Origin of the sequence: Caproiciproducens puteiluti (assembly GCF_052442865.1) — a bacterium.
GTDB lineage: Bacteria > Bacillota > Clostridia > Oscillospirales > Acutalibacteraceae > Caproiciproducens.
Genome location: NZ_CP194790.1, coordinates 1,030,817 through 1,049,226, shown reverse-complemented (window position 1 = coordinate 1,049,226; position 18,410 = coordinate 1,030,817). Strand labels below are relative to the sequence as shown.

15 protein-coding genes are annotated in these 18,410 nt (G+C 52.0%); 1 reads left to right on the top strand and 14 read right to left on the bottom strand.

Features of this window, described 5'->3' with window-relative positions:
- Window positions 1–5 precede the first annotated feature (5 nt).
- The 13 genes from ACRQU7_RS04960 to ACRQU7_RS04900 all read right to left on the bottom strand — a co-directional run bounded on the left by ACRQU7_RS04960 (window position 6) and on the right by ACRQU7_RS04900 (window position 16,663).
- Window positions 6–1,448 (bottom strand): NAD(P)/FAD-dependent oxidoreductase, encoded by a 1,443-nt coding sequence (locus ACRQU7_RS04960; protein WP_444644193.1) that lies wholly within the window; start codon window positions 1,446–1,448, stop codon window positions 6–8.
- A gap of 225 nt (window positions 1,449–1,673) precedes the next feature.
- A complete protein-coding gene (locus ACRQU7_RS04955; protein WP_052010453.1) occupies window positions 1,674–2,993 on the bottom strand; it encodes a RuBisCO large subunit C-terminal-like domain-containing protein in 1,320 nt (439 codons plus the stop codon).
- Between the two features lie 379 nt (window positions 2,994–3,372).
- Entirely contained in the window at window positions 3,373–4,344 is a 972-nt protein-coding gene (locus ACRQU7_RS04950) for a sugar-binding transcriptional regulator (RefSeq protein WP_444644191.1), read from the bottom strand.
- A 220-nt stretch (window positions 4,345–4,564) separates the two neighbouring features.
- Window positions 4,565–5,401, bottom strand: coding sequence for a hypothetical protein (locus ACRQU7_RS04945; protein WP_444644189.1), 837 nt, complete (start codon window positions 5,399–5,401; stop codon window positions 4,565–4,567).
- 101 nt (window positions 5,402–5,502) lie between these two features.
- Complete coding sequence (locus tag ACRQU7_RS04940) at window positions 5,503–7,068, bottom strand: FGGY-family carbohydrate kinase (protein ID WP_444644187.1); 1,566 nt, start codon at window positions 7,066–7,068, stop codon at window positions 5,503–5,505.
- A gap of 394 nt (window positions 7,069–7,462) precedes the next feature.
- Entirely contained in the window at window positions 7,463–8,782 is a 1,320-nt protein-coding gene (locus ACRQU7_RS04935; protein WP_444644185.1) for a RuBisCO large subunit C-terminal-like domain-containing protein, read from the bottom strand.
- A gap of 221 nt (window positions 8,783–9,003) precedes the next feature.
- Window positions 9,004–9,759 (bottom strand): GntR family transcriptional regulator, encoded by a 756-nt coding sequence (locus ACRQU7_RS04930; RefSeq protein ID WP_038322851.1) that lies wholly within the window; start codon window positions 9,757–9,759, stop codon window positions 9,004–9,006.
- A 97-nt stretch (window positions 9,760–9,856) separates the two neighbouring features.
- Window positions 9,857–10,753: an allose kinase gene (gene alsK / locus ACRQU7_RS04925; protein WP_444644182.1), complete on the bottom strand. Its 897-nt coding sequence runs from the start codon at window positions 10,751–10,753 to the stop codon at window positions 9,857–9,859.
- 36 nt (window positions 10,754–10,789) lie between these two features.
- Window positions 10,790–11,764, bottom strand: a complete 975-nt coding sequence (locus tag ACRQU7_RS04920; protein WP_444644180.1) for a ketose-bisphosphate aldolase — start codon at window positions 11,762–11,764, stop codon at window positions 10,790–10,792.
- Window positions 11,765–11,797: 33 nt separating this feature from the next.
- A complete protein-coding gene (locus ACRQU7_RS04915) occupies window positions 11,798–12,982 on the bottom strand; it encodes a diphosphate--fructose-6-phosphate 1-phosphotransferase (protein WP_444644178.1) in 1,185 nt (394 codons plus the stop codon).
- An 82-nt stretch (window positions 12,983–13,064) separates the two neighbouring features.
- A complete protein-coding gene (locus tag ACRQU7_RS04910) occupies window positions 13,065–14,039 on the bottom strand; it encodes an ABC transporter permease (protein WP_444644176.1) in 975 nt (324 codons plus the stop codon).
- 14 nt (window positions 14,040–14,053) lie between these two features.
- Window positions 14,054–15,547: a sugar ABC transporter ATP-binding protein gene (locus ACRQU7_RS04905; protein WP_444644174.1), complete on the bottom strand. Its 1,494-nt coding sequence runs from the start codon at window positions 15,545–15,547 to the stop codon at window positions 14,054–14,056.
- An 84-nt stretch (window positions 15,548–15,631) separates the two neighbouring features.
- Window positions 15,632–16,663, bottom strand: coding sequence for a sugar ABC transporter substrate-binding protein (locus ACRQU7_RS04900; RefSeq protein ID WP_444644172.1), 1,032 nt, complete (start codon window positions 16,661–16,663; stop codon window positions 15,632–15,634).
- A 391-nt stretch (window positions 16,664–17,054) separates the two neighbouring features.
- Here ACRQU7_RS04900 and ACRQU7_RS04895 point away from each other — a divergent pair, with 391 nt between their 5' ends.
- On the top strand, window positions 17,055–17,738 hold the full coding sequence (locus ACRQU7_RS04895; RefSeq protein WP_444644170.1) for a hypothetical protein: 684 nt from the start codon (window positions 17,055–17,057) through the stop codon (window positions 17,736–17,738).
- Window positions 17,739–17,759: 21 nt separating this feature from the next.
- On the opposite strand, the gene ACRQU7_RS04890 is transcribed toward ACRQU7_RS04895, so the two are convergent.
- Complete coding sequence (locus tag ACRQU7_RS04890) at window positions 17,760–18,359, bottom strand: HAD family hydrolase (protein WP_444644168.1); 600 nt, start codon at window positions 18,357–18,359, stop codon at window positions 17,760–17,762.
- Window positions 18,360–18,410: the final 51 nt, after the last annotated feature.

The following is an 18,410-nucleotide window of genomic DNA, read 5'->3' as shown; positions in this document are numbered from 1 at the left end:
ACCTTTTACAGTTCTTTGGTTTTACCGACAACGAGCCGGGAGCCGCCGCCCTTTTTGGTGATTTCGGTCATGCCGATCTTCAGCTCCCTGGAAAGGATCTCCATCGTTCTGGGCGTACAGAAGCCGGCCTGACACCGTCCCATGCCCGCGCGGGTTCTTCTTTTGATACTGTCCATGGATTTTGCCCCCAAAGGCCGGTGAATCGCGTCTACAATTTCCCCTTCGGTAATCATTTCACAACGGCAGATGATATTGCCGTACGCCGGACTTTTCTTAATCAGTTCGTTTCTTTCCTCATCCGTGAGTTTTTCCGGCTTTAAAACCCCTTTTCTGGCAGAAACAAAACCGCTTTTTTCTTTCAGGCCCAGTTTCTCCGAAACCATCTTCGCCATCATTACCCCGATTGCGGGCGAACTGGTCAGTCCGGGGGATTCGATTCCCGCGGCGTCGAAGAAGCACTCGGCGTCCGGAACCTCCTGCACAATGAAATCATGTTTGTCCTGATGCGCACGCAGGCCCGCGAAGGAGGTAATCACCTTATTCATGGGAATCGTCCGCTTGGACAAATGATTGGCCTTTGCCTTTTCCGTCAGAAGCTGCAGGATATCCTGTGTGGTATTGATCGATTCCTTATCCTCCACGTCGTTGGCGGTGGGGCCGACGTACAAATTTCCATGAACGGTGGGCGCAATCAGGATACCCTTCCCCATTTTTCCCGGAACCGGAAAAACAGAAGCGGTGAAAAGATCCCCAACCGTTTTGTCAAACAGCAGATATTCTCCTTTGCGCGCGGTAATATGTATTTTTTCTGCGCTCACCATGTTGTGGAATTTATCCGCATAAACACCGGCTGCATTGACGACACATTTCGTCTCAATGGTTCCGTGATTGGTTTCCAGCTCGTATTTTTCGCCCTTTTTATGGATCTGCAGAACCTCCGTCTCAAACCGGAATTCCACCCCGTTCACATTGGCATTTTCCCCCATGGCAATGGCAAGGTTGAACGGGTCGATCACTCCGCCCGTAGGCGCGTAAAGAGCAGCCACCGTTTTGTCCGTAAGGTTTGGCTCCATTTTCATGACTTCCTCGCGGGAAAGGATCCGTACGCCCGGAACGCCGTTTTGACGGGCCTGATCGAGCAGAAGTTCCAGATGCTTGACTTCCTCCTCGTCGGTGGCAACCACCAGAGCGCCGTTCTTCTTCACCGGAAAATCCAGCTCTTCCGCCAGCTTCCAGAGAAGAGCGTTGCCTTCCACATTGAGTCTCGCCATCAGCGACCCCGGCTTCGCGTCAAACCCCGAATGAATGACTCCGCTGTTCGCCTTTGAAGTGCCGGACGCAACATCATCGCCCTTTTCCACCACACACGCGTTCAGCTGATACCGTGATAATTCCCTTGCAATACAGCACCCGGTGACCCCGGCGCCGATGATTACAACATCATACATTATGATTACTCCTCCGTCCTTTTCGTCTCATAAGCAGGCCAGGAAAGCTTATGAATCAAAGCCAACACAGCAATTTGGGTAAACGGGGCCCCTATTGCCCCAAGATAAAAGGAATACATAATTCTCCATTGGTAAAACATCTCTTTAAATCTGACAGTTGAATGTGCACATCGGCACATTCAACTGTCCTGTAACATCACTATTTTAAGGCTGGCAGAAAAACAATCAGCCCTTCAGATCAAAGATACCGGTCTTGCCTTCCTGGTAGTAGCCCCAGGCGTCAAACGCCGCCTGCAGCTCCTTATGCTGTTTTGCCGCTTCCAGCATGTTCTGCCCGGAAACAGCGGCGTCAATGGCCTGACGGAAAGCAACCGCTCCGGCCCTCGGCCCCATCGGATGGCCGTGGATGCCCGCGCCGCTCGCGATCATCACGTCGTTGCCGAACTTCCTGACGACGTCTTCCACATGGCCCTGCGTCGTACCGCCGCCCGGCATCGGGAACACCGGCTTGATGTTGCCCAGAGGAGACAGCATCCGGTATCCGCCGTCCACAAACGTGTCCATCATCATCGGGAACTTGCCGTAAGGCGTCAGAGCGATGATCATATCCACACCGGCCAGTCTCGGCAGCTTCGCACCGATCAGGGCGGCGCTCACACCCGACCACGGAGACTCGTACAGCGCGCCCGTATAGTCGGAGTGCCCCAGAATCGGAACGTTGATATTCTTGTCCTCCGCGAGCATTCTCGTCGCGTCCAGACCGATCGTGTTGTAGTTCACCATCAGGCAGTTGGCCCCCGCTTCCAGCGCTTTGTAAGCGTTGTCCTTCAGGTTTTCCGTTCTGTCCGTAATATTGAAGGCATAGAGCGTCTTTTCGCCCTTCTCCTCATCCGCGCGTTTCAGAGCGGCCATGACTGCCTTGACTCTTTTCACCAGCGGACAGTGGACCGGGTTGGAGATCAGCTCGTCGTCCTTGATGACGTCCACGCCGCCGACGGCGGACTCAAAAGCCAGCGCTGCCGTCGCTTCCGGCGAAAGACCCGTGCAGGGCTTGATCATGTTGTTCAGCAGCGGGCGGTCGTAAACGCCGAGGAGGTCGCGGATGCCCTTGACGCCGAATTTCGGCCCCTGGAACTGGTTCAGGAAGGAATCCGGGAACTCCAGATCGATCAGCTTGACCTTGCCGGAGCTGGAGATATTGCCGATCACGGCACTCAGCATCATCGCGAACTGCGCCTCGCCGAAGTTGGCCCACGGATAAGCGATACGGACGATGAAGTTTCTTTCCTCAACTTCCTTCGGAAGCTCGATCTGGTAAGAGGGCGCTTCATAAACGCCGACGACTCTGCCAATGCATTTTTCACGCACCTCGGCGGTTTCCTGGGGTACCTGGATCCAGGTTCCGCAGGTCTGCTCGCACGCCAGAGCGGCGGCGAACTTCATCATATTCGTGTTCCGTTTCGTTCCGCAGTAATAGGTCGCGATGACAAAACGGTCTTTTTCCAGCCCTTCCGGGTATTGAATGATAATAGGATCGATATACATGATGTTCACTCCTTCTTTGTTTTCTTCGGCTAAGTTATTTCCTATGTCCCTATTATAACTGCCTAAAAATCATAAGAAAATATTGAAAAATATTTCAATATTAACTAAAAATAAAGGCTTGTCCCATCCTGTTTTCCACCTGCGCCTCAGGTGCGGAAGCTGCTGGAAACGACCTGCGTCAGCCCGGGAAATCCCCGGTAACGAATTGCGGGCTTTCTGATTTCGTTTCAGAAAACCCGCAATATCGCAAGGATGTTTCAAAGGAGGTCTTACGTTTCATGGGAAGGTGTTTCAAACCAATATTTCAAAACATCATCTATATCAACAGCCGCGGGTACCAATTGAGAAGGGCGGTACCCGCACCCGTTTCCGACGTCTTTCAAAGCGCGTACAGGGCACTTGCAAGATAATAGTCAATAACAAGGACGTCGACCAGATTCCCTTTCAGCAGGGCACGGATGGCATGCGCCTTTTTGCTGCCGGAGGCCACCACGATTTTGCAGGGAATCTGCCTGTATGTATCAAGTCCGATGGAAAGGGTCCGGTCCTTCAGGCTGCTTTCGCATTCCTGACCGTCCCTGTTGATGAAACGGAGAGCAAAGTCGCAGCAAACCTTCTGCTCAATCAGTTCCTTCATTTCATGGGGCTTCAGATAGCCGGAGGAAGCCAGCAGGGAATCCACGCTGGGATAAAACACCCCGACCCCGCTTACGGAGATATTGATGTATTTCAGCAGGGAAAATATTTTCTGGAATTTTGCGTCATCCTGAATCTGGCGGCAATGTTCTCTGCTGTCGGCAAGGCCGTTCGCGCAGATCGATACATTTTTTCCGCCGAAAGCCATGGCGGCACGCCGTACAAGGTTGTTGACCGCCAGCTTTTCGTCGCAGTCGGCAATGCTGCCGTGCATCGTGATAACTTTGGCGTTCACCTTCCGGCAGGGGTTCAGGTACTGGATCAGATGATACATCGTACCTCCCCAGCTCATGCCGAGAATATCGTCGTCCGTAACGATCCGCTGTACATAGCGGGCCCCTTCCAGAGCGACCCTTTTCTTTGTCTCCTCTGGATTCAGAAGCTTTTCCGGTTCCAATACCGGGACGACGATCACCGATTTCAGACCGTAGCGGCTCATGATCTTCTTTTCCAGATCAATGCAGTCCGCAAACGGCTTGGAAATTTTGAATTCAACGACGCCCTCGTCTACCGCTCTCTTCAGAAGCCGTGAGACGGTAGGCTTGGAAATGCCCAAATCCTGCGAAATTTCTGCAAGAGTCCTTTTTTCAATGTAGTACAGATACGCAACGGAATCCATAATGCAAACAGACTGATTGTACACTTCGCTTTTCATTACTCTTTCCTCCCATAGTGATGTCCGGCACATAAAAAATCCACCATTATGTATTGAACAGCGTCCACTTTCATTATATCTATCAATCATTGTATAATGACAACCATGTCTGAATTTTGGGAAAAATCTTATTTCCTGAATCACACTCTATTTTATCCTGCCGCCCCGCCGGCAACGGCCGGAGAGGCGGTAAGAAAAGCTGATCGGCTTACATTTCCGCTCAGGCGGGGAAGACAGTGAATATAACGAGACTTAAAGTGGCGATGGTGGACGCGGGAGCGTCAATATGGGAGTCCACATTGGAGTTGATGATATTCTGATACAGTTCAAACACAATGCAGGCAAGCACCCCAAACAAGACTCCTGTCAGCACGCTGCCGGAGCGAAGGGTCGCGTAGCCCGCGATCAGGGTAACATGGTGGGTAACGGGAAAATCGCCGTCCCTGAGGAAAAAGATAAGAGAAAGGGCACTGATGTAAAACCCGGTCGTCGCAATGCCCGTCAGATGAACGGCATAAGCCGCTATCGTCGCAACCACCAGACCAACCAGTATTTTAAAGGCCCAGTGAGAGATGCCTTCCTTATGAAAAAGAAGGTTTTCATTTAATTTGGGATTTACAATCGTACGGTTGCCGAACAGCAGCCTGACGATAAATCCGGAAAGCATCACCGTCAAAGCGCCCGCGTCCAGCGGCAGCTTGAAATAGACGGCCAGGTTCAGGCACAGAAAACCAAACAGGCCGAAAATCCCCCCGACCAAAACCGTCATCGGGTCCTTTGTAAAACCCAGCGCTTTATTGAGGTTCAAGCCGTTAATATCGTATTTCCTTTTGTTGGCGGCAAAGGCCAGCGCCGCCACGCCGCCCGCAAAACAGATACATGGGGTGAACAGCGTGTATTCCACAGTCTGCTGCAGAACTGCTGCCGCCGGCACGTTTCCCATGGAAAGAAAAGTGACCCCGACAATACCCGCGATGACAAAAGCCGGATTTCCTCCAACCAGCGCTCCGATACATCCTCCTGCAAATGCTCCTATCACACTAACAGCGTTTACCATTTTCATTCCTCCTGTAATATAGATTGATAAAATCCGTATAAGGAAGCTTCCGCCCGATCCTTACAAACTGCGGGAAACTCCCGTCGGTTCTTACGGATCGCTCAGCGGTATTTTTCCTGGAACGCCGTAACGGCACAATAGGCTTCCCCGTTGAGCGCCTGATACACTTTTTTCCAGGTCTGGTAAGCATCTTCATAAATTGGAACATTTTTTGGATTCGGTTCGTAACGTTTTGTGACCTTGACCATGTGCTCGGCGGCTTCCTCAAAATCCTGATAAATTCCGACACCGACAGCCGCGACCATGGCGCACCCAAGTCCCGTAGCCTCTTCCACCGCCACGGTCTCACAGGGTCTGTTGTAAATATCGGCCTGCATCTGGCACCAGAAACCGGACCGGGCGACTCCCCCGGTCAGCCGGACAACATCAAAATTGGGAACATTTCCTTTGACCATGGCTTCCAGCATATCGCGGATATCGAAGCAGATCCCCTCCATCGTTGCACGGACAAGATCGTTCCTCGTATGGGCGAAGGTCATCCCTATGTAAGTGCCGCGCGCATCCGCGTTGTAATTGGGCGTGTTCGCCCCCTGCAGGTAGGGAAGGAAGAAGCATCCGTTCGCACCCGGCCCGGACTTCTGGGCCGCTTTCGTCAGAAAGTCATATGCCTCCAGCCCCAGGTACTTCGCGGTCATGCTTTCCACATCACAGAATTCGCCCTTGAACCACTTGAAAGCGCTGCCCGCGGCATTCGCCTGCCCCTCCATGACCCATGCCCCGTCGGGTGTTCCCAGTATATAGCATTTCTTCGCCGGGTCCCTCAGCAGCCTAGTGGATTTTCCGGCCGTAATGCCCGCCGTACCGCCGCAGGCATAGCCTGTGCCTTCCCTGACGCAGCCGCAGCCGAGGCATCCCGCCTGCTGGTCGCCTGTACCCATGACCAGCGGAGTCCCGACCGCAAGTCCGGTCTTTTCCGCGATTTCGGGAGATACCTTTCCGATGATCGTTCCCGTCGTTTTCAGAGGAGCCAGCTTGTCGATATCCACCCCGAACACCTTGCACAGCTTTTCGCTGTACTTGAAATCCGGCCCGTTCAGCTGAAGCCACGGCGTGTCGTTGATATCGTCGTAGTAGTCGTCGGCACCGTAGGCTTTCGTCAAAAGTCCCATCATGGTGTGGATTCTGACGGCATTCTGATATGCCTCAGGCTTCTTTTCCTTTACCCATTGCAATTTTCCGGACGGATTGACGCCGCCCAGCGGCATTCCGCACGTGTCGTACAGGTCGTCCGGCGTCATTCCCGCCGCCGCAAGCTGCGCCCTCATTTGCGGGAGCATTTCGGCGCTGCGCAGATCCTGCCAGATAATAATCGGCGTGGTAAAGCCACCGTCCCGATCGCGCGTAACCATGGTGCAGCGGAACATGTCGAAGCTTACCCCGGCAATTTCCTCCGGGTCCACCCCGCTGTTCTTAATTGCCAGGCGGGTCGTCTCATGCAGGAGCTTAATCAGTTCCTCCCCGTCGCACTCCACCCGTCCAACTGCCGGATACGTCAGCGGATTCATGATCTGTCCCGAACCGAGGCAATTCCCTTCCAGGTCAAAGACAAACGACTTGCTGCTCGTTGTTCCACAGTCCACTCCAACCACATACTTTTTCTGTTTCAATACAATTCCTCCCGTAATTTGTTTTACTGCACTCCCTGGTTCTGACCCGGCCAGGAAGATTTTTTCAACCAACTCCAACCCTTTCAAAAAACTTTCCTCCGAATCTATTGATCCGTCTGCAGCCCCCCAATCGGCTGCGGACGGTTTCGGAACCAGACAATCACACTGGAAAAAAGATCGGACAGTTTCATAAACAAATATAAGGAAAAGGCACTCCCCCTATTGGCGTCCTTTTACGCAATACGGGAAGAAACCTATTTTTCAATTCAAGATTCTGAATATTTTATTAGTTTGTATTAGAAAATAAAGTTCTTAAATGGAGCAGTTGAATGTACGCAAGCGTACATTCAACTGCTTTCAACATCTCAATTCTTTTAAAATCCCTGAAAAACAATCAGCCCTTCAGATCAAAGATGCCGGTTTTGCCTTCCTGGTAGTAGCCCCAGGCGTCAAACGCCGCCTGCAGCTCCTTATGCTGCTTTGCCGCTTCCAGCATGTTCTGTCCGGAAACAACGGCGTCAATGGCCTGGCGGAAAGCAACCGCTCCGGCCCTCGGCCCCATCGGATGGCCATGGATGCCCGCGCCGCTCGCGATCATCACATCGTTGCCGAACTTCCTGACGACGTCTTCCACGTGGCCCTGTGTCGTACCGCCGCCCGGCATCGGGAACACCGGCTTGATGTTGCCCAGAGGAGACAGCATCCGGTATCCGCCGTCCACAAACGTGTCCATCATCATCGGGAACTTGCCGTAAGGCGTCAGGGCGATGATCATATCCACACCGGCCAGTCTCGGCAGCTTCGCACCGATCAGGGCGGCGCTCACGCCCGACCACGGAGACTCGTACAGCGCGCCCGTATAGTCGGAATGTCCCAGAATCGGAACGTTGATATTTTTGTCCTCCGCGAGCATTCTCGTCGCGTCCAGACCGATCGTGTTGTAGTTCACCATCAGGCAGTTGGCCCCTGCTTCCAGCGCTTTGTAAGCGTTGTCCTTCAGGTTTTCCGTTCTGTCCGTGATATTGAAGGCATAGAGCGTTTTTTCGCCCTTCTCCTCATCCGCGCGTTTCAGAGCCGCCATGACCGCCTTGACTCTTTTTACCAGCGGACAATGGACCGGGTTGGAAATCAGCTCGTCGTCCTTGATGACGTCCACGCCGCCGACGGCGGACTCAAAAGCCAGCGCGGCCGTCGCTTCCGGCGAAAGGCCCGTGCAGGGCTTGATCATGTTGTTCAGCAGCGGACGGTCGTAAACGCCGAGGAGGTCGCGGATACCCTTGACGCCGAATTTCGGTCCCTGGAACTGGTTCAGGAAGGAATCCGGGAACTCCAGATCGATCAGCTTGACCTTGCCGGAGCTGGAGATATTGCCGATCACGGCACTCAGCATCATCGCGAACTGCGCTTCGCCGAAGTTGGCCCACGGGTAAGCGATACGGACGATGAAGTTTCTTTCCTCAACTTCCTTCGGAAGCTCGATCTGGTAAGAGGGCGCTTCATAAACGCCGACGACTCTGCCGATGCATTTTTCACGCACCTCGGCGGTTTCCTGGGGTACCTGAATCCAGGTTCCGCAGGTTTGCTCGCACGCCAGAGCGGCGGCGAACTTCATCATATTCGTGTTCCGTTTCGTTCCGCAGTAATAGGTTGCGATGACAAAACGGTCTTTTTCCAGCCCTTCCGGGTATTGAATGATAATAGGATCGATATACACGATGTCCACTCCTTCTTTGTTTTCTTTGGCTAAGTTATTTCCTATGTCTCTATTATAACTGCCTAAAAATCATAAGAAAATATTGAAAAATATTTCAATATTAACTAAAAATAAACGGCCATATTTCACGGACAGCTCCTGCAAAGCGACAGGGAAAAAACAAAGGAACCGTTCTCTTCCCAGCAGGGAAAGAGAACGGTTCCTTTGTCAGAATATTATGTTTACGGCTCGTTCGCTATGGATTGGGCGTTCAGTTCGGCGGTCAGATAATAGGTATCGCCGCGGTAATACGCCTGCAGATATTCTCCCGGTTCATCGTTCTGGTCGTAGGAAACGCGCTCAATATAAATGAGAGGGTCTCCGTTCAGGATATCCAGATTGCCCGCCAGCTTCGCGTTTGCGTTAATGGAAAAAATCTTCTGGTGGGCCCGTATCCACACGATACCGTACTGACTCGCCAAAAATTCGCGCAGAGAGTTTTTCGCAAAATCCTGCTCCAGTACTTTGGGGCATTTGTCGTGAATAAGATAGGCCGACTCCATACACATCGGCACCCCATCCGCAAAACGAAGACGGATGACGCGGATTAACTGGTCGCCCTCCGAAACGTGTAGCTCATCCGCAATCGTCTTGCTTGCGCAGACGACTTCGTTCGCCAAAACGGAAGTGGAGGACTTGTACCCGCGCTTTTCCATTTCATTGGAGAAATGGAGCACCTTGTTCAAAGTCTGTTCCACCTTATGCTTCTGCACAAAGGTCCCGTAGCCGCGCCGCTTGGCAATCAGGCCGTCATTCATCAGCAGGTCCATCGCTTTGCGCACAGTCACCCTGCTGATATGATACTGATCGATCAGTTCATTTTCAGTGGGCAATAATTCACCGGGCTTATAAACGCCGTCAATAATGTTTTTATACAATATATCGTACAACTGAAAGTACAACTGTGTCCGTCCGCTAAAATCCAGCTGTGCACTCATGAACACACCTACTTTATTATAATATTATTATAAAGATTATTATATTTCACATAAGGACTTTTGTCAACAAAATCCTCGCTTCGGCAGCCATAAAACCTTATCCCAGCAGCTGCTGAGCATGGATGGCCGCGCCGATCACACCGGCCTCGGGATCACCGGAGGCAACCGTGATCTGCAGCGATTCCCTCGGGTTCGGGATGCGCAGATTCTGTCGGATGCTCTGTTCCAGATACGCAAAGGGAAAGCCCTTCATTTCCGTAACGCCGCCGCCGAGAATCAGGCGCGCCGGGTCCAAAATGGTAACAGCCGTCGCAATGGCAGCCGCACAGTAATACACAACGGATTGCACGTCGGGTTCGTCGCCGTGCTCGAGAAAAATCCGTGAAATGTCGCATTTGTATTTTTCCACCGCGAGGCGGTACAGCACATCCCCGCAGGCGAGCAGCTCGATGCAGCCCCTTTTCCCGCAGCCGCACTCCGCTTCCAGCCCGGGTACGGGAATATGGCCCAGCTCGCAGGCGGTCCCGCTGCTTCCTTTGTATACCCGTCCGTCAATGCACATGGCACTGCCCAGCCCGGTTCCGATAAAGACGCCCAGCGTAATCCCGCCCGGGTCCATTTTTGCCTTGTTGATTTCATAGAGCAGAAGAATATTGACATCCTTCTCGATGATGACCGGGATGGAAAAACGGCTCTGCAGTTTTTCCACAATGGGGATGTTGTCAAAATCTTTGATCATCGGGGCGGAGTAGAGCACCGTGCGGTCCCTGTCCATCAGGGATGCCAGAGCCATCGTAATGGCCCGGACATTTTCCTTCCCCGCCTGCTGAATCATTTCGCCCAAGAGAGTACAGAGGTACTCTATTTTTTCGGGAGCGTCCGACAAGGTACGGGTGGGGATTTTATGGAAGGCAAGCACCTTCCCGTCTTTTCCGACAATCCCGTACCGCAGATTGGTACCGCCTATTTCCAGACAAACGTAGTATTCTTTCAAAGGATTTCTTCCTTTCAGACCGAACAGCCAAATTCCTTATGCCTTATTTTCGCTGCCCATCACATCTATTTTGTGCTCGTAAAGAGCGGCCAGCTCCGGCCGCACCTTCAGCGTGAAAACACGGCTGTCGATAGCGGCGGGCGACTCCGCCAGAATCTTTCTGGTCAAGGCCAGCGCGGCGATCCAGCCGTCGGAGGCGATATTCACCTTGCAGACCGCCATTTTGGCGGCCTTTGAAATCTGGTCCTCCGGAATGCCGACCGCCTGTTCCAGCTTTCCGCCGTAGGTATTGATCATTGTAACATATTTCGGAAGGATGGTGGATGCGCCGTGCAGAACAATGGGGAATCCGGGCAAGCGGCGCTGAATGTCCTCCAGCAGATCGTAGCGGAGCTCGGGCAGGCTTCCGTCCGGGTTGGGCTTCAGCTTGACAAGGCCGTGGCAGGTGCCGACGGAAACGGCAAGACTGTCTACGCCGGAACGCCTGACGAATTCTTCCACCATGGCGGGATCGGTGTAATATCCGGCGATTTTCTTTTCGTCGCCCTCTTCCTCCTGACCGGAGAGCACCCCAAGTTCCCCTTCCACCGTAACGTCAAACCGGTGGGCGTACTCCACAACCTTTTTGGTAAGCGCGATATTCTCTTCAAACGGCAGGGCGCTTCCGTCGATCATGACCGAGGAAAATCCGCCTTCGATCGCACTGACACACTGCTCATAGGTCATTCCGTGGTCGAGGTGCAGCGCCACAGGGACACCGCGTTCCTCGTTTTTAAGACGATCCACACCCGCCTGAGCGACACGCGCAATCATTTCGTAGCCAAGCTGATTGCGCAGGTTTGGGGAAACGATGAAGATGACCGGCGACTGTTTTTTTCCACAGGCGTCCATAATCGCGTTGAGCTGCTCAATGGAAATAAAATTAAAAGCCGGCACCGCGTACCCGCCGTCATAGGCTTTACGGAACATTTCCTTAGTATTGACAAATCCCAGTTCATTGTATTGATACATGATATACCTCTTTTCAAAAATACCGGCCGGACGTTACGCCAGATTCATTTTCAGGTTGGCATATTTCGGCAGTTCGCCGACCAGCGGTTCAATGTAATCCAAAAAGGATTCCCTGATATAATTCTTGTCATCTGTTATGTATTCCAGCGGCATGGAAGCGTCCAGATCACAGATTTCTTCCACATCCGCCAAAGCTTCTTTTACAAGATACGGGCTTGAGCTGACCCGCTGCAGCGTGACCATTTTCCCGCTGACACCGTTGAGCGCGGCAGTGACCGCCGCGCCGCCCAGCTGCGCCGCTTCACGCAGATCCACCGGCGCCGCAGTGTGCATACCGCAGCGCTGCATCAGCCCCAGGTCGATCCCGCGGACCTTACAGGGAAACTCGCCGCGGAGCAGCATGGTCAGGTAGGGCGTTACGCCGCCCATGCTGATTTCGGGATTTTCCACCGCGTTTTCCCTGCCGTACTCAAACAGATATTTCCCGCCGGAGTCTCTCACGCCCTCCGCGACAACGGCAAGGCATTTCCCTTTTTGCTCATATACCCCGCGGATATCTTTGAGAAAGCGTTCCGTTTCAAAGGGCACCTCCGGCGTATAGATCAGGTCCGGCCCGTTTCCGTCCCTGCTGCTCAGCAGGGTTGCGGCGGCAAGCCACCCGGTGTTGCGCCCCATCACCTCTACGACCGTTATCAGCCCCGTATCGTAGACCCGGATGTCGTGGGCAAGCTCCGAAACGGTAATGGCCACATGACGCGCCGCGGAGGGAAAACCCGGAGAATGGTCGATGCCGCCGATGTCGTTATCCACCGTTTTGGGCACTACAACGACATTACAGTCATAGTTCCGGCTGTCAAGATAGCGGATCAGGTCCCTGCAGGCGCGCAGCGTGCCGTTTCCGCCGTTGTAAAAAAGATAACCGATATCATGCTGCTGTAAAGTAGTCAGAATTTTGCGGTAATCGCTTTCATCCGTCACATGGTACCGGCAGGAACCGAAAATGGAGGAGGGCGTCTGCTGTAACAGTTCCAGCTGGGTGCTGTCTTCCGAGTAGACATCAATTAACCGGTTGTTGAGCAGTCCGACCATGCCGTATTCGGCGCAGTACAGCCTGCCGATTTTATCTGAATTTTCCCTGCACGCGGTAATCACCCCGTACGCCGAGGTGTTGATCACCGTGGTAGGCCCTCCCGATTGGATATATAGCGCATTTCTCATTTAATAATTGCCCTCCAGACGTAGTATTGCTTTGAATCGTAATCGCCGGACAACCGGTTCCGGCTTTTGCCGCGGGGACGGATCAGCTTCTCCTGGCTTCCCTTCTGGTCCGTACGGCTTCCAAAAATACGACGACCAGAACCAGCGCGCCCTGAATGAACTGCTGATAATAGGCGGAAACCCCCATCAGGTCCAGCGCGTTGCTGATCAGGCCGACAATGACAACACCGAGGAAGGTTCCCATCATTTTGCCCTTGCCGCCGAAGGTGACGCTGGTTCCGCCGATTACGGCGCCCATGATGGCTTTCATTTCCAGATTGTTCGCGACCGTCGCGGGCGCGGAGTCCATTCTTGCAATGAAGATCAGTCCGGCGATTGCCGCCAGAACGGAACAGGCGATATAGCAGAAGAAAATCACATGATTGTTTTTAATACCGGCTACACGCGCGGCCTCGGGATTTCCGCCGATCGCGTAGATATTCCGGCCGGTGACCGTTTTGTTCATGAACCACGCGGCGACTATGTACAGAAGCACAATCAGGATCGCGGGAATGGGAACCGCGCCGAAGACCATTCCCTGCCCGATATACTGGAACTGCTCGGGCAGACCGTTCAGGGTGGAGCCGTGGGAAATAACGGTCTGCAGCCCGCGGGTCATATACATCATGGCCAGAGTCGCGATCATGGGAGGAATTTTCATGATTCCCACAGAGAACGCGTTCACCATGCCGCAGAACGCAGCGATCAGAATGGCCACGACAACCGCCAGCACCCATGAAACGCCGCTTTTCATCATCAGGGCCGCAACCCAGACGGAAAGCGCCAGCACGCCGCCGACCGAAATGTCGATGCCGCCGCTGCCCGTGATAATTACCATCGTCATTCCGATGGCCGTAATGCCCTGCAGGGAAATGTTCTGCAGGATATTCATGATGTTCTTAGTTTTCAGAAAATACGGGGACACAAAAGGCATTACAATCAAAAACACTGCGATGATGCCCAGACGCACAGCGTCCTCAGAAAAATACTTCCGTATTTTTTTCAATTCGTTTTGCATCGTGTTGACCTCCCTTAGCCGATCAGGCCCATTAAATCATTTTTTGTCATTTCTGCCGCATTGACAATGCCGGAAACGCTGCCCTTTTTCAAAATAATGATTTTACTGCAGTTTTCCAGAAGCTCCTCCAGCTCTGAGGAAAAAATAAGAATCGCGGTCCCGGCTTCCGCCGCATTTCTTAAAATCTTATAAATTTCCGATTTTGCGTAAACGTCCACACCGCGGGTAGGTTCGTCCAGCAAAAAGAGCCGGGGTTCACTGGAAAGGCACTTTGCAATAACGACCTTCTGCTGATTTCCTCCGCTGAGCGACACGACGGACTGCTCAATGCCGGACATTTTCACCTTCATCTGTTCGGCAAACCGCTGGGAATGCTCCTGCTGTTTTTTCCGGTCGATCGCCCGGCCCTTTCCGCGCATTCTCTCTATAATGGATAGTGTTATGTTCTCCCGGATGGAAAGCAAAGGCACGAAGCCTTCGAGCTTTCTTTCCTCGGTGAGCAAAGCCACTTTGTTTTCGATCATTTTATCGGGCCGCGGTTTTGCCATTCTTTTTCCGAAAAGCAGAATGTCCCCCGAATCGTAGGAGTCCAGACCGAAAACCGCCCGTGCGATTTCCGTTTTTCCCGCTCCCAGCAGTCCGCACACCCCAACGATATCGCCTTCCTGAATCTGCAGATTGATATTCTGGAATTTTTTTGCGCTGGTGAAATCTTTAAGCTCAAGTACTACCGGGGCATCCTCTTTGACCTGAATCACCTCATAGTCGCTGTTTTCCAGCTTGCGCCCCATCATCGCGGTTATCAAATCATCTTTGGTAAAGCTGCCGGCGGTAAACGCTCCGTTGTTTACGCCGTCCTTCAAAACGGTTACCCTGTCGGAAATCTGTATGACGTCCTCAAGAAAATGGGAGATAAAGATAATGCTGACTCCCCGCTGCTTCATTTTGTCGACGATCAGGAAGAAGTTTTCTTTCTCTTTTTCATTTAAAGAGGAAGTGGGCTCGTCCAGCACCACCACTTTTGCGTCTTTGGTAAGGGTTTTCAGAATTTCGATTACCTGTTTTTCCGCTGTGCGCAGCGACCGAACCTTGGCGTCCGGGTCGATACTGACCCCCATCATGTCAAGCAGTTCTTTCGCTTTCGCGCAGGTCGCCTTTCTGTCGTACAGGCCGCGCTTGTCCGTGATCCAGTTGCCGAGATACATGTTTTCCGCGACCGTCATGTCGATGCAGACGTTCAGTTCCTGATGCACAAAAGCCAGGCCGTACTGTTCGGTATCCCCGGGGCTTTTGATATTCACAGGCGTTCCGTCGATTTCGATCGTACCGGATACCGGGTGGTAAATCCCGTTTAGAATTTTGACCAGCGTGCTTTTTCCCGCGCCGTTTGCACCCATCAGCGAGTGGACCTCGCCCCGGCGCAGCTGAAAGTTAACGGATTTCAGCACTTTGTTTCCCGAAAAGGACATGGTAATGTCTTTCATATTGACAATGATGTTTTGATCCAATTCGTTAGCACCACCATTCTTATTACATTAAAAAGAGGGCTTTCTTCAGACTTCAAACGGAAAGCCCCCTCAAATGAAAGTTGATTATTTCTTCATGGAATCCGCGCCCCAGAGGACTCCGTCGGCCTTCAGCTTCTCAAAATTATCCTTTGTAACGATGCGGCCGGAAATCAGGATGGATTTTTCAACGGTTTTTCCGTCAAAAGAATCTTTCAGCGCCTTGACGGCGGAAGCGGCCCACTCATAGGGATCAAGACCGTATGTAGCGTCGATGCTGCCGTTGACGACCTGAGTCAGTCCGTAGCCGTCGCCGTCCACGGAATAAACAAAGACATGTCCCTTTTCCCCGACGGGAGCAAGCTTGTGGCCTTCTTCCAGAGCGGTCATGATGGAGGGCAGCAGGGAGTCGGTGCAGGAGAAGATGCAGTTGATGTCCGGATTGGCCTGCAGGTAATTGGAAACGGCGGCCAGAGCGACTTCATTGTCAAATTCAGTAGCGGACTCGCCGACGATCTCGATATTGTCGTGGCCCTTGATGGCAAGCTTAAAGCCTTCGGTTCTGTTGACCGTCGCGGAGCTGGACAGCGGGCCGCCGACAATCAGGACCTTCCCCTTTTCGTTTCCAAGGCTCTTGATGAACATTTCGCCCATTTCCTTACCGATCTTGGAGTTATCGGCTTCAACCGTTGCAAGCGACGTTCCCTGCACCTGACGGTCGATGGCAACAACCGGGATTTTTGAAGATTCCAGTTCGGACATCAGCGGAGCGACCGCCTGACCGTCGATCGGCGTAATGACAAGGCCGTCGATGCCGGTGGACATTGCGTTCTGCACCATGGAAATCTGATTTTCCAGATTATCGTTCGGGTCGATAATGGTTGCTTCCCAGCCGAATTCTTCAGCCTGCTTCTTGAAGCCTTCGCCCGCGGCGTTCCAGATCGGACCGGTCAGTCCCGGAATCGCGTACGCGATCTTCTTGCTGCCGGAGCCAGCGCCGGAAGCCGCCGGAGCGGCGGAAGCGTCAGAGCCGGAGGATGCATCCGAATTGGATGCTCCGCAGGCCGTCATACCGAAAGCCATTGTTACACATAAGAGTAATGCCAGTATCCTTTTCATTTTTGTTCCCCTTTTCGTTTTTTACTGATTAAGTAATATTGTTATAACATTACTTTATTATAATATTATCATCTGGATTTTGGAAAGTCAATTGTATACTTGTTCCAAACTTGGCCGAGAAATTCTGTATAACTGTCTTTAAAAACACGCTTTTACCAACCGAAAGGATGGTCCTGCAAACTTATTATTCCACATAAATTCGGAAAACAGATGAAAATGTTTCTCCTTTTCCTTCAACAGCTTCCGGGATACCAATCCTATTTTCTCTACTTTTCCCGAACAGCAGAAAAGCCCGGCTTTCGCCGGACTCTTTTCCTTTATTGACTTTTACATTTTTCCTATATACAATTGAAATACAGAAAATCTGCATCTCGGAAAGGAATTGATCAATTTGGAAATTTCCGTATCCGTAAAAGGTGTATTAAATAGAAACGGCAAATATCTTCTAAGAAAAAACAGAAGAGAGGAATATGAGCTATTAGGCGGAAAGCTGGAACGAACCGACCGGTCAACCGTTGAAAGACTGATACAGGAATACAAGGAAGAGTCCGGTATCGGGATAACGGTACAGGAGTTAAGGCATCCATGGCTCTACAAAATCGGCAGGGAGCAGACGCTCATCGTCCCCTATGTCTGCATGGCTGATCATATCCCCGAAGCCCTGTTTGATGAAGACGGAGGCCAATTGGATTGGATAGAGGAAGCGGACATAGTGAACTTGAACATGCCGGTCGGATACAAAGACACGATCGGGAACCGCCTGCCGCAAATCAGCATATCCCATGTCCCAGAGCAGCAGAAGCTTTACCATGACGACCGTTTTCAGGTGGTTTTTATTTTTATGAAAAACGGCTGTATCTTTTTAAAAGAAACTCTTAAGAAAGACCATGCTCCTTACAATCTGTTCTGTCAAAACTTTACCGCGCAGGAAGTCGGGCGATTAAGCCCCCAAAAAGCAATTTCTTCCCCGGATAAGATTGAAATCTATTATGAATATCAAGAAGGCCATAAAAAGATTGAGATCGCAAAACAAAGCAGAAAGTCCGCATACATAAATATCCCTTCGGAAAGCTGAGCGCTTTCCGAAGGGATATTTTTATAGGACGTGATTTTCTTCAAGATATTGGGAAAGCTCCTCCGCCCCACGAAAAAGGTGCCCGTGAAATCCCGCTTGTTCAGCTCCGTCAATGTTCTGCTGCAGGTCGTCGATGAAAAGGCATTCTCCGCTGAGAAGGCCGTACCGCCCGCAGAGGCATTCAAAGATGGCGACATCCGGTTTTACCAGCTTTTCTTTTGCGGAGACGATAAAGCCGTCAAAACTGCGGAACATTTCCACCTTATCGCGATATTGAAAGAAACGCAGGCTCGTGTTGGAGAGGAGATAAATTTTATAGCCTTTTTCCTTGAGCCGGATCACTATTTCCGGCATACCCGGCATGGGCGTCAAGTCGGAGTGCCAGTTGTCCATTGCTTTTTTCACTTCCGCGGCATATTGGGGAATCCTTGCGCAGACCTGGGGGACCGCAGCCTCCTCCGTAATGGTGCCGGCATCCAGCTGCCGCCATTCCTCGGATTGAAACAGCTCTTTCAGCACGGCGGCCGCCGCGGCCTCATCCTGTGTGATCGTCTGGATGTATTCCTCCGGAGTATATGCCAGCAGAACGTTTCCCATATCAAATACAATGTTCTTTATCATCGGTTATCATGCCTTTCTAACGATTGATAGCAATTCCCTTTCAGTTTGCGA

Coding starts and splice junctions, on each gene's coding strand:
- ACRQU7_RS04910 (WP_444644176.1), bottom strand. CDS start 14,039: ATGCAAAACGAATTGAAAAAAATACGGAAGTATTTTTCTGAGGACGCT.
- ACRQU7_RS04950 (WP_444644191.1), bottom strand. CDS start 4,344: ATGAAAAGCGAAGTGTACAATCAGTCTGTTTGCATTATGGATTCCGTT.
- ACRQU7_RS04930 (WP_038322851.1), bottom strand. CDS start 9,759: ATGAGTGCACAGCTGGATTTTAGCGGACGGACACAGTTGTACTTTCAG.
- ACRQU7_RS04900 (WP_444644172.1), bottom strand. CDS start 16,663: ATGAAAAGGATACTGGCATTACTCTTATGTGTAACAATGGCTTTCGGT.
- ACRQU7_RS04960 (WP_444644193.1), bottom strand. CDS start 1,448: ATGTATGATGTTGTAATCATCGGCGCCGGGGTCACCGGGTGCTGTATT.
- ACRQU7_RS04945 (WP_444644189.1), bottom strand. CDS start 5,401: ATGGTAAACGCTGTTAGTGTGATAGGAGCATTTGCAGGAGGATGTATC.
- ACRQU7_RS04920 (WP_444644180.1), bottom strand. CDS start 11,764: ATGTATCAATACAATGAACTGGGATTTGTCAATACTAAGGAAATGTTC.
- ACRQU7_RS04915 (WP_444644178.1), bottom strand. CDS start 12,982: ATGAGAAATGCGCTATATATCCAATCGGGAGGGCCTACCACGGTGATC.
- ACRQU7_RS04955 (WP_052010453.1), bottom strand. CDS start 2,993: ATGTATATCGATCCTATTATCATTCAATACCCGGAAGGGCTGGAAAAA.
- ACRQU7_RS04890 (WP_444644168.1), bottom strand. CDS start 18,359: ATGATAAAGAACATTGTATTTGATATGGGAAACGTTCTGCTGGCATAT.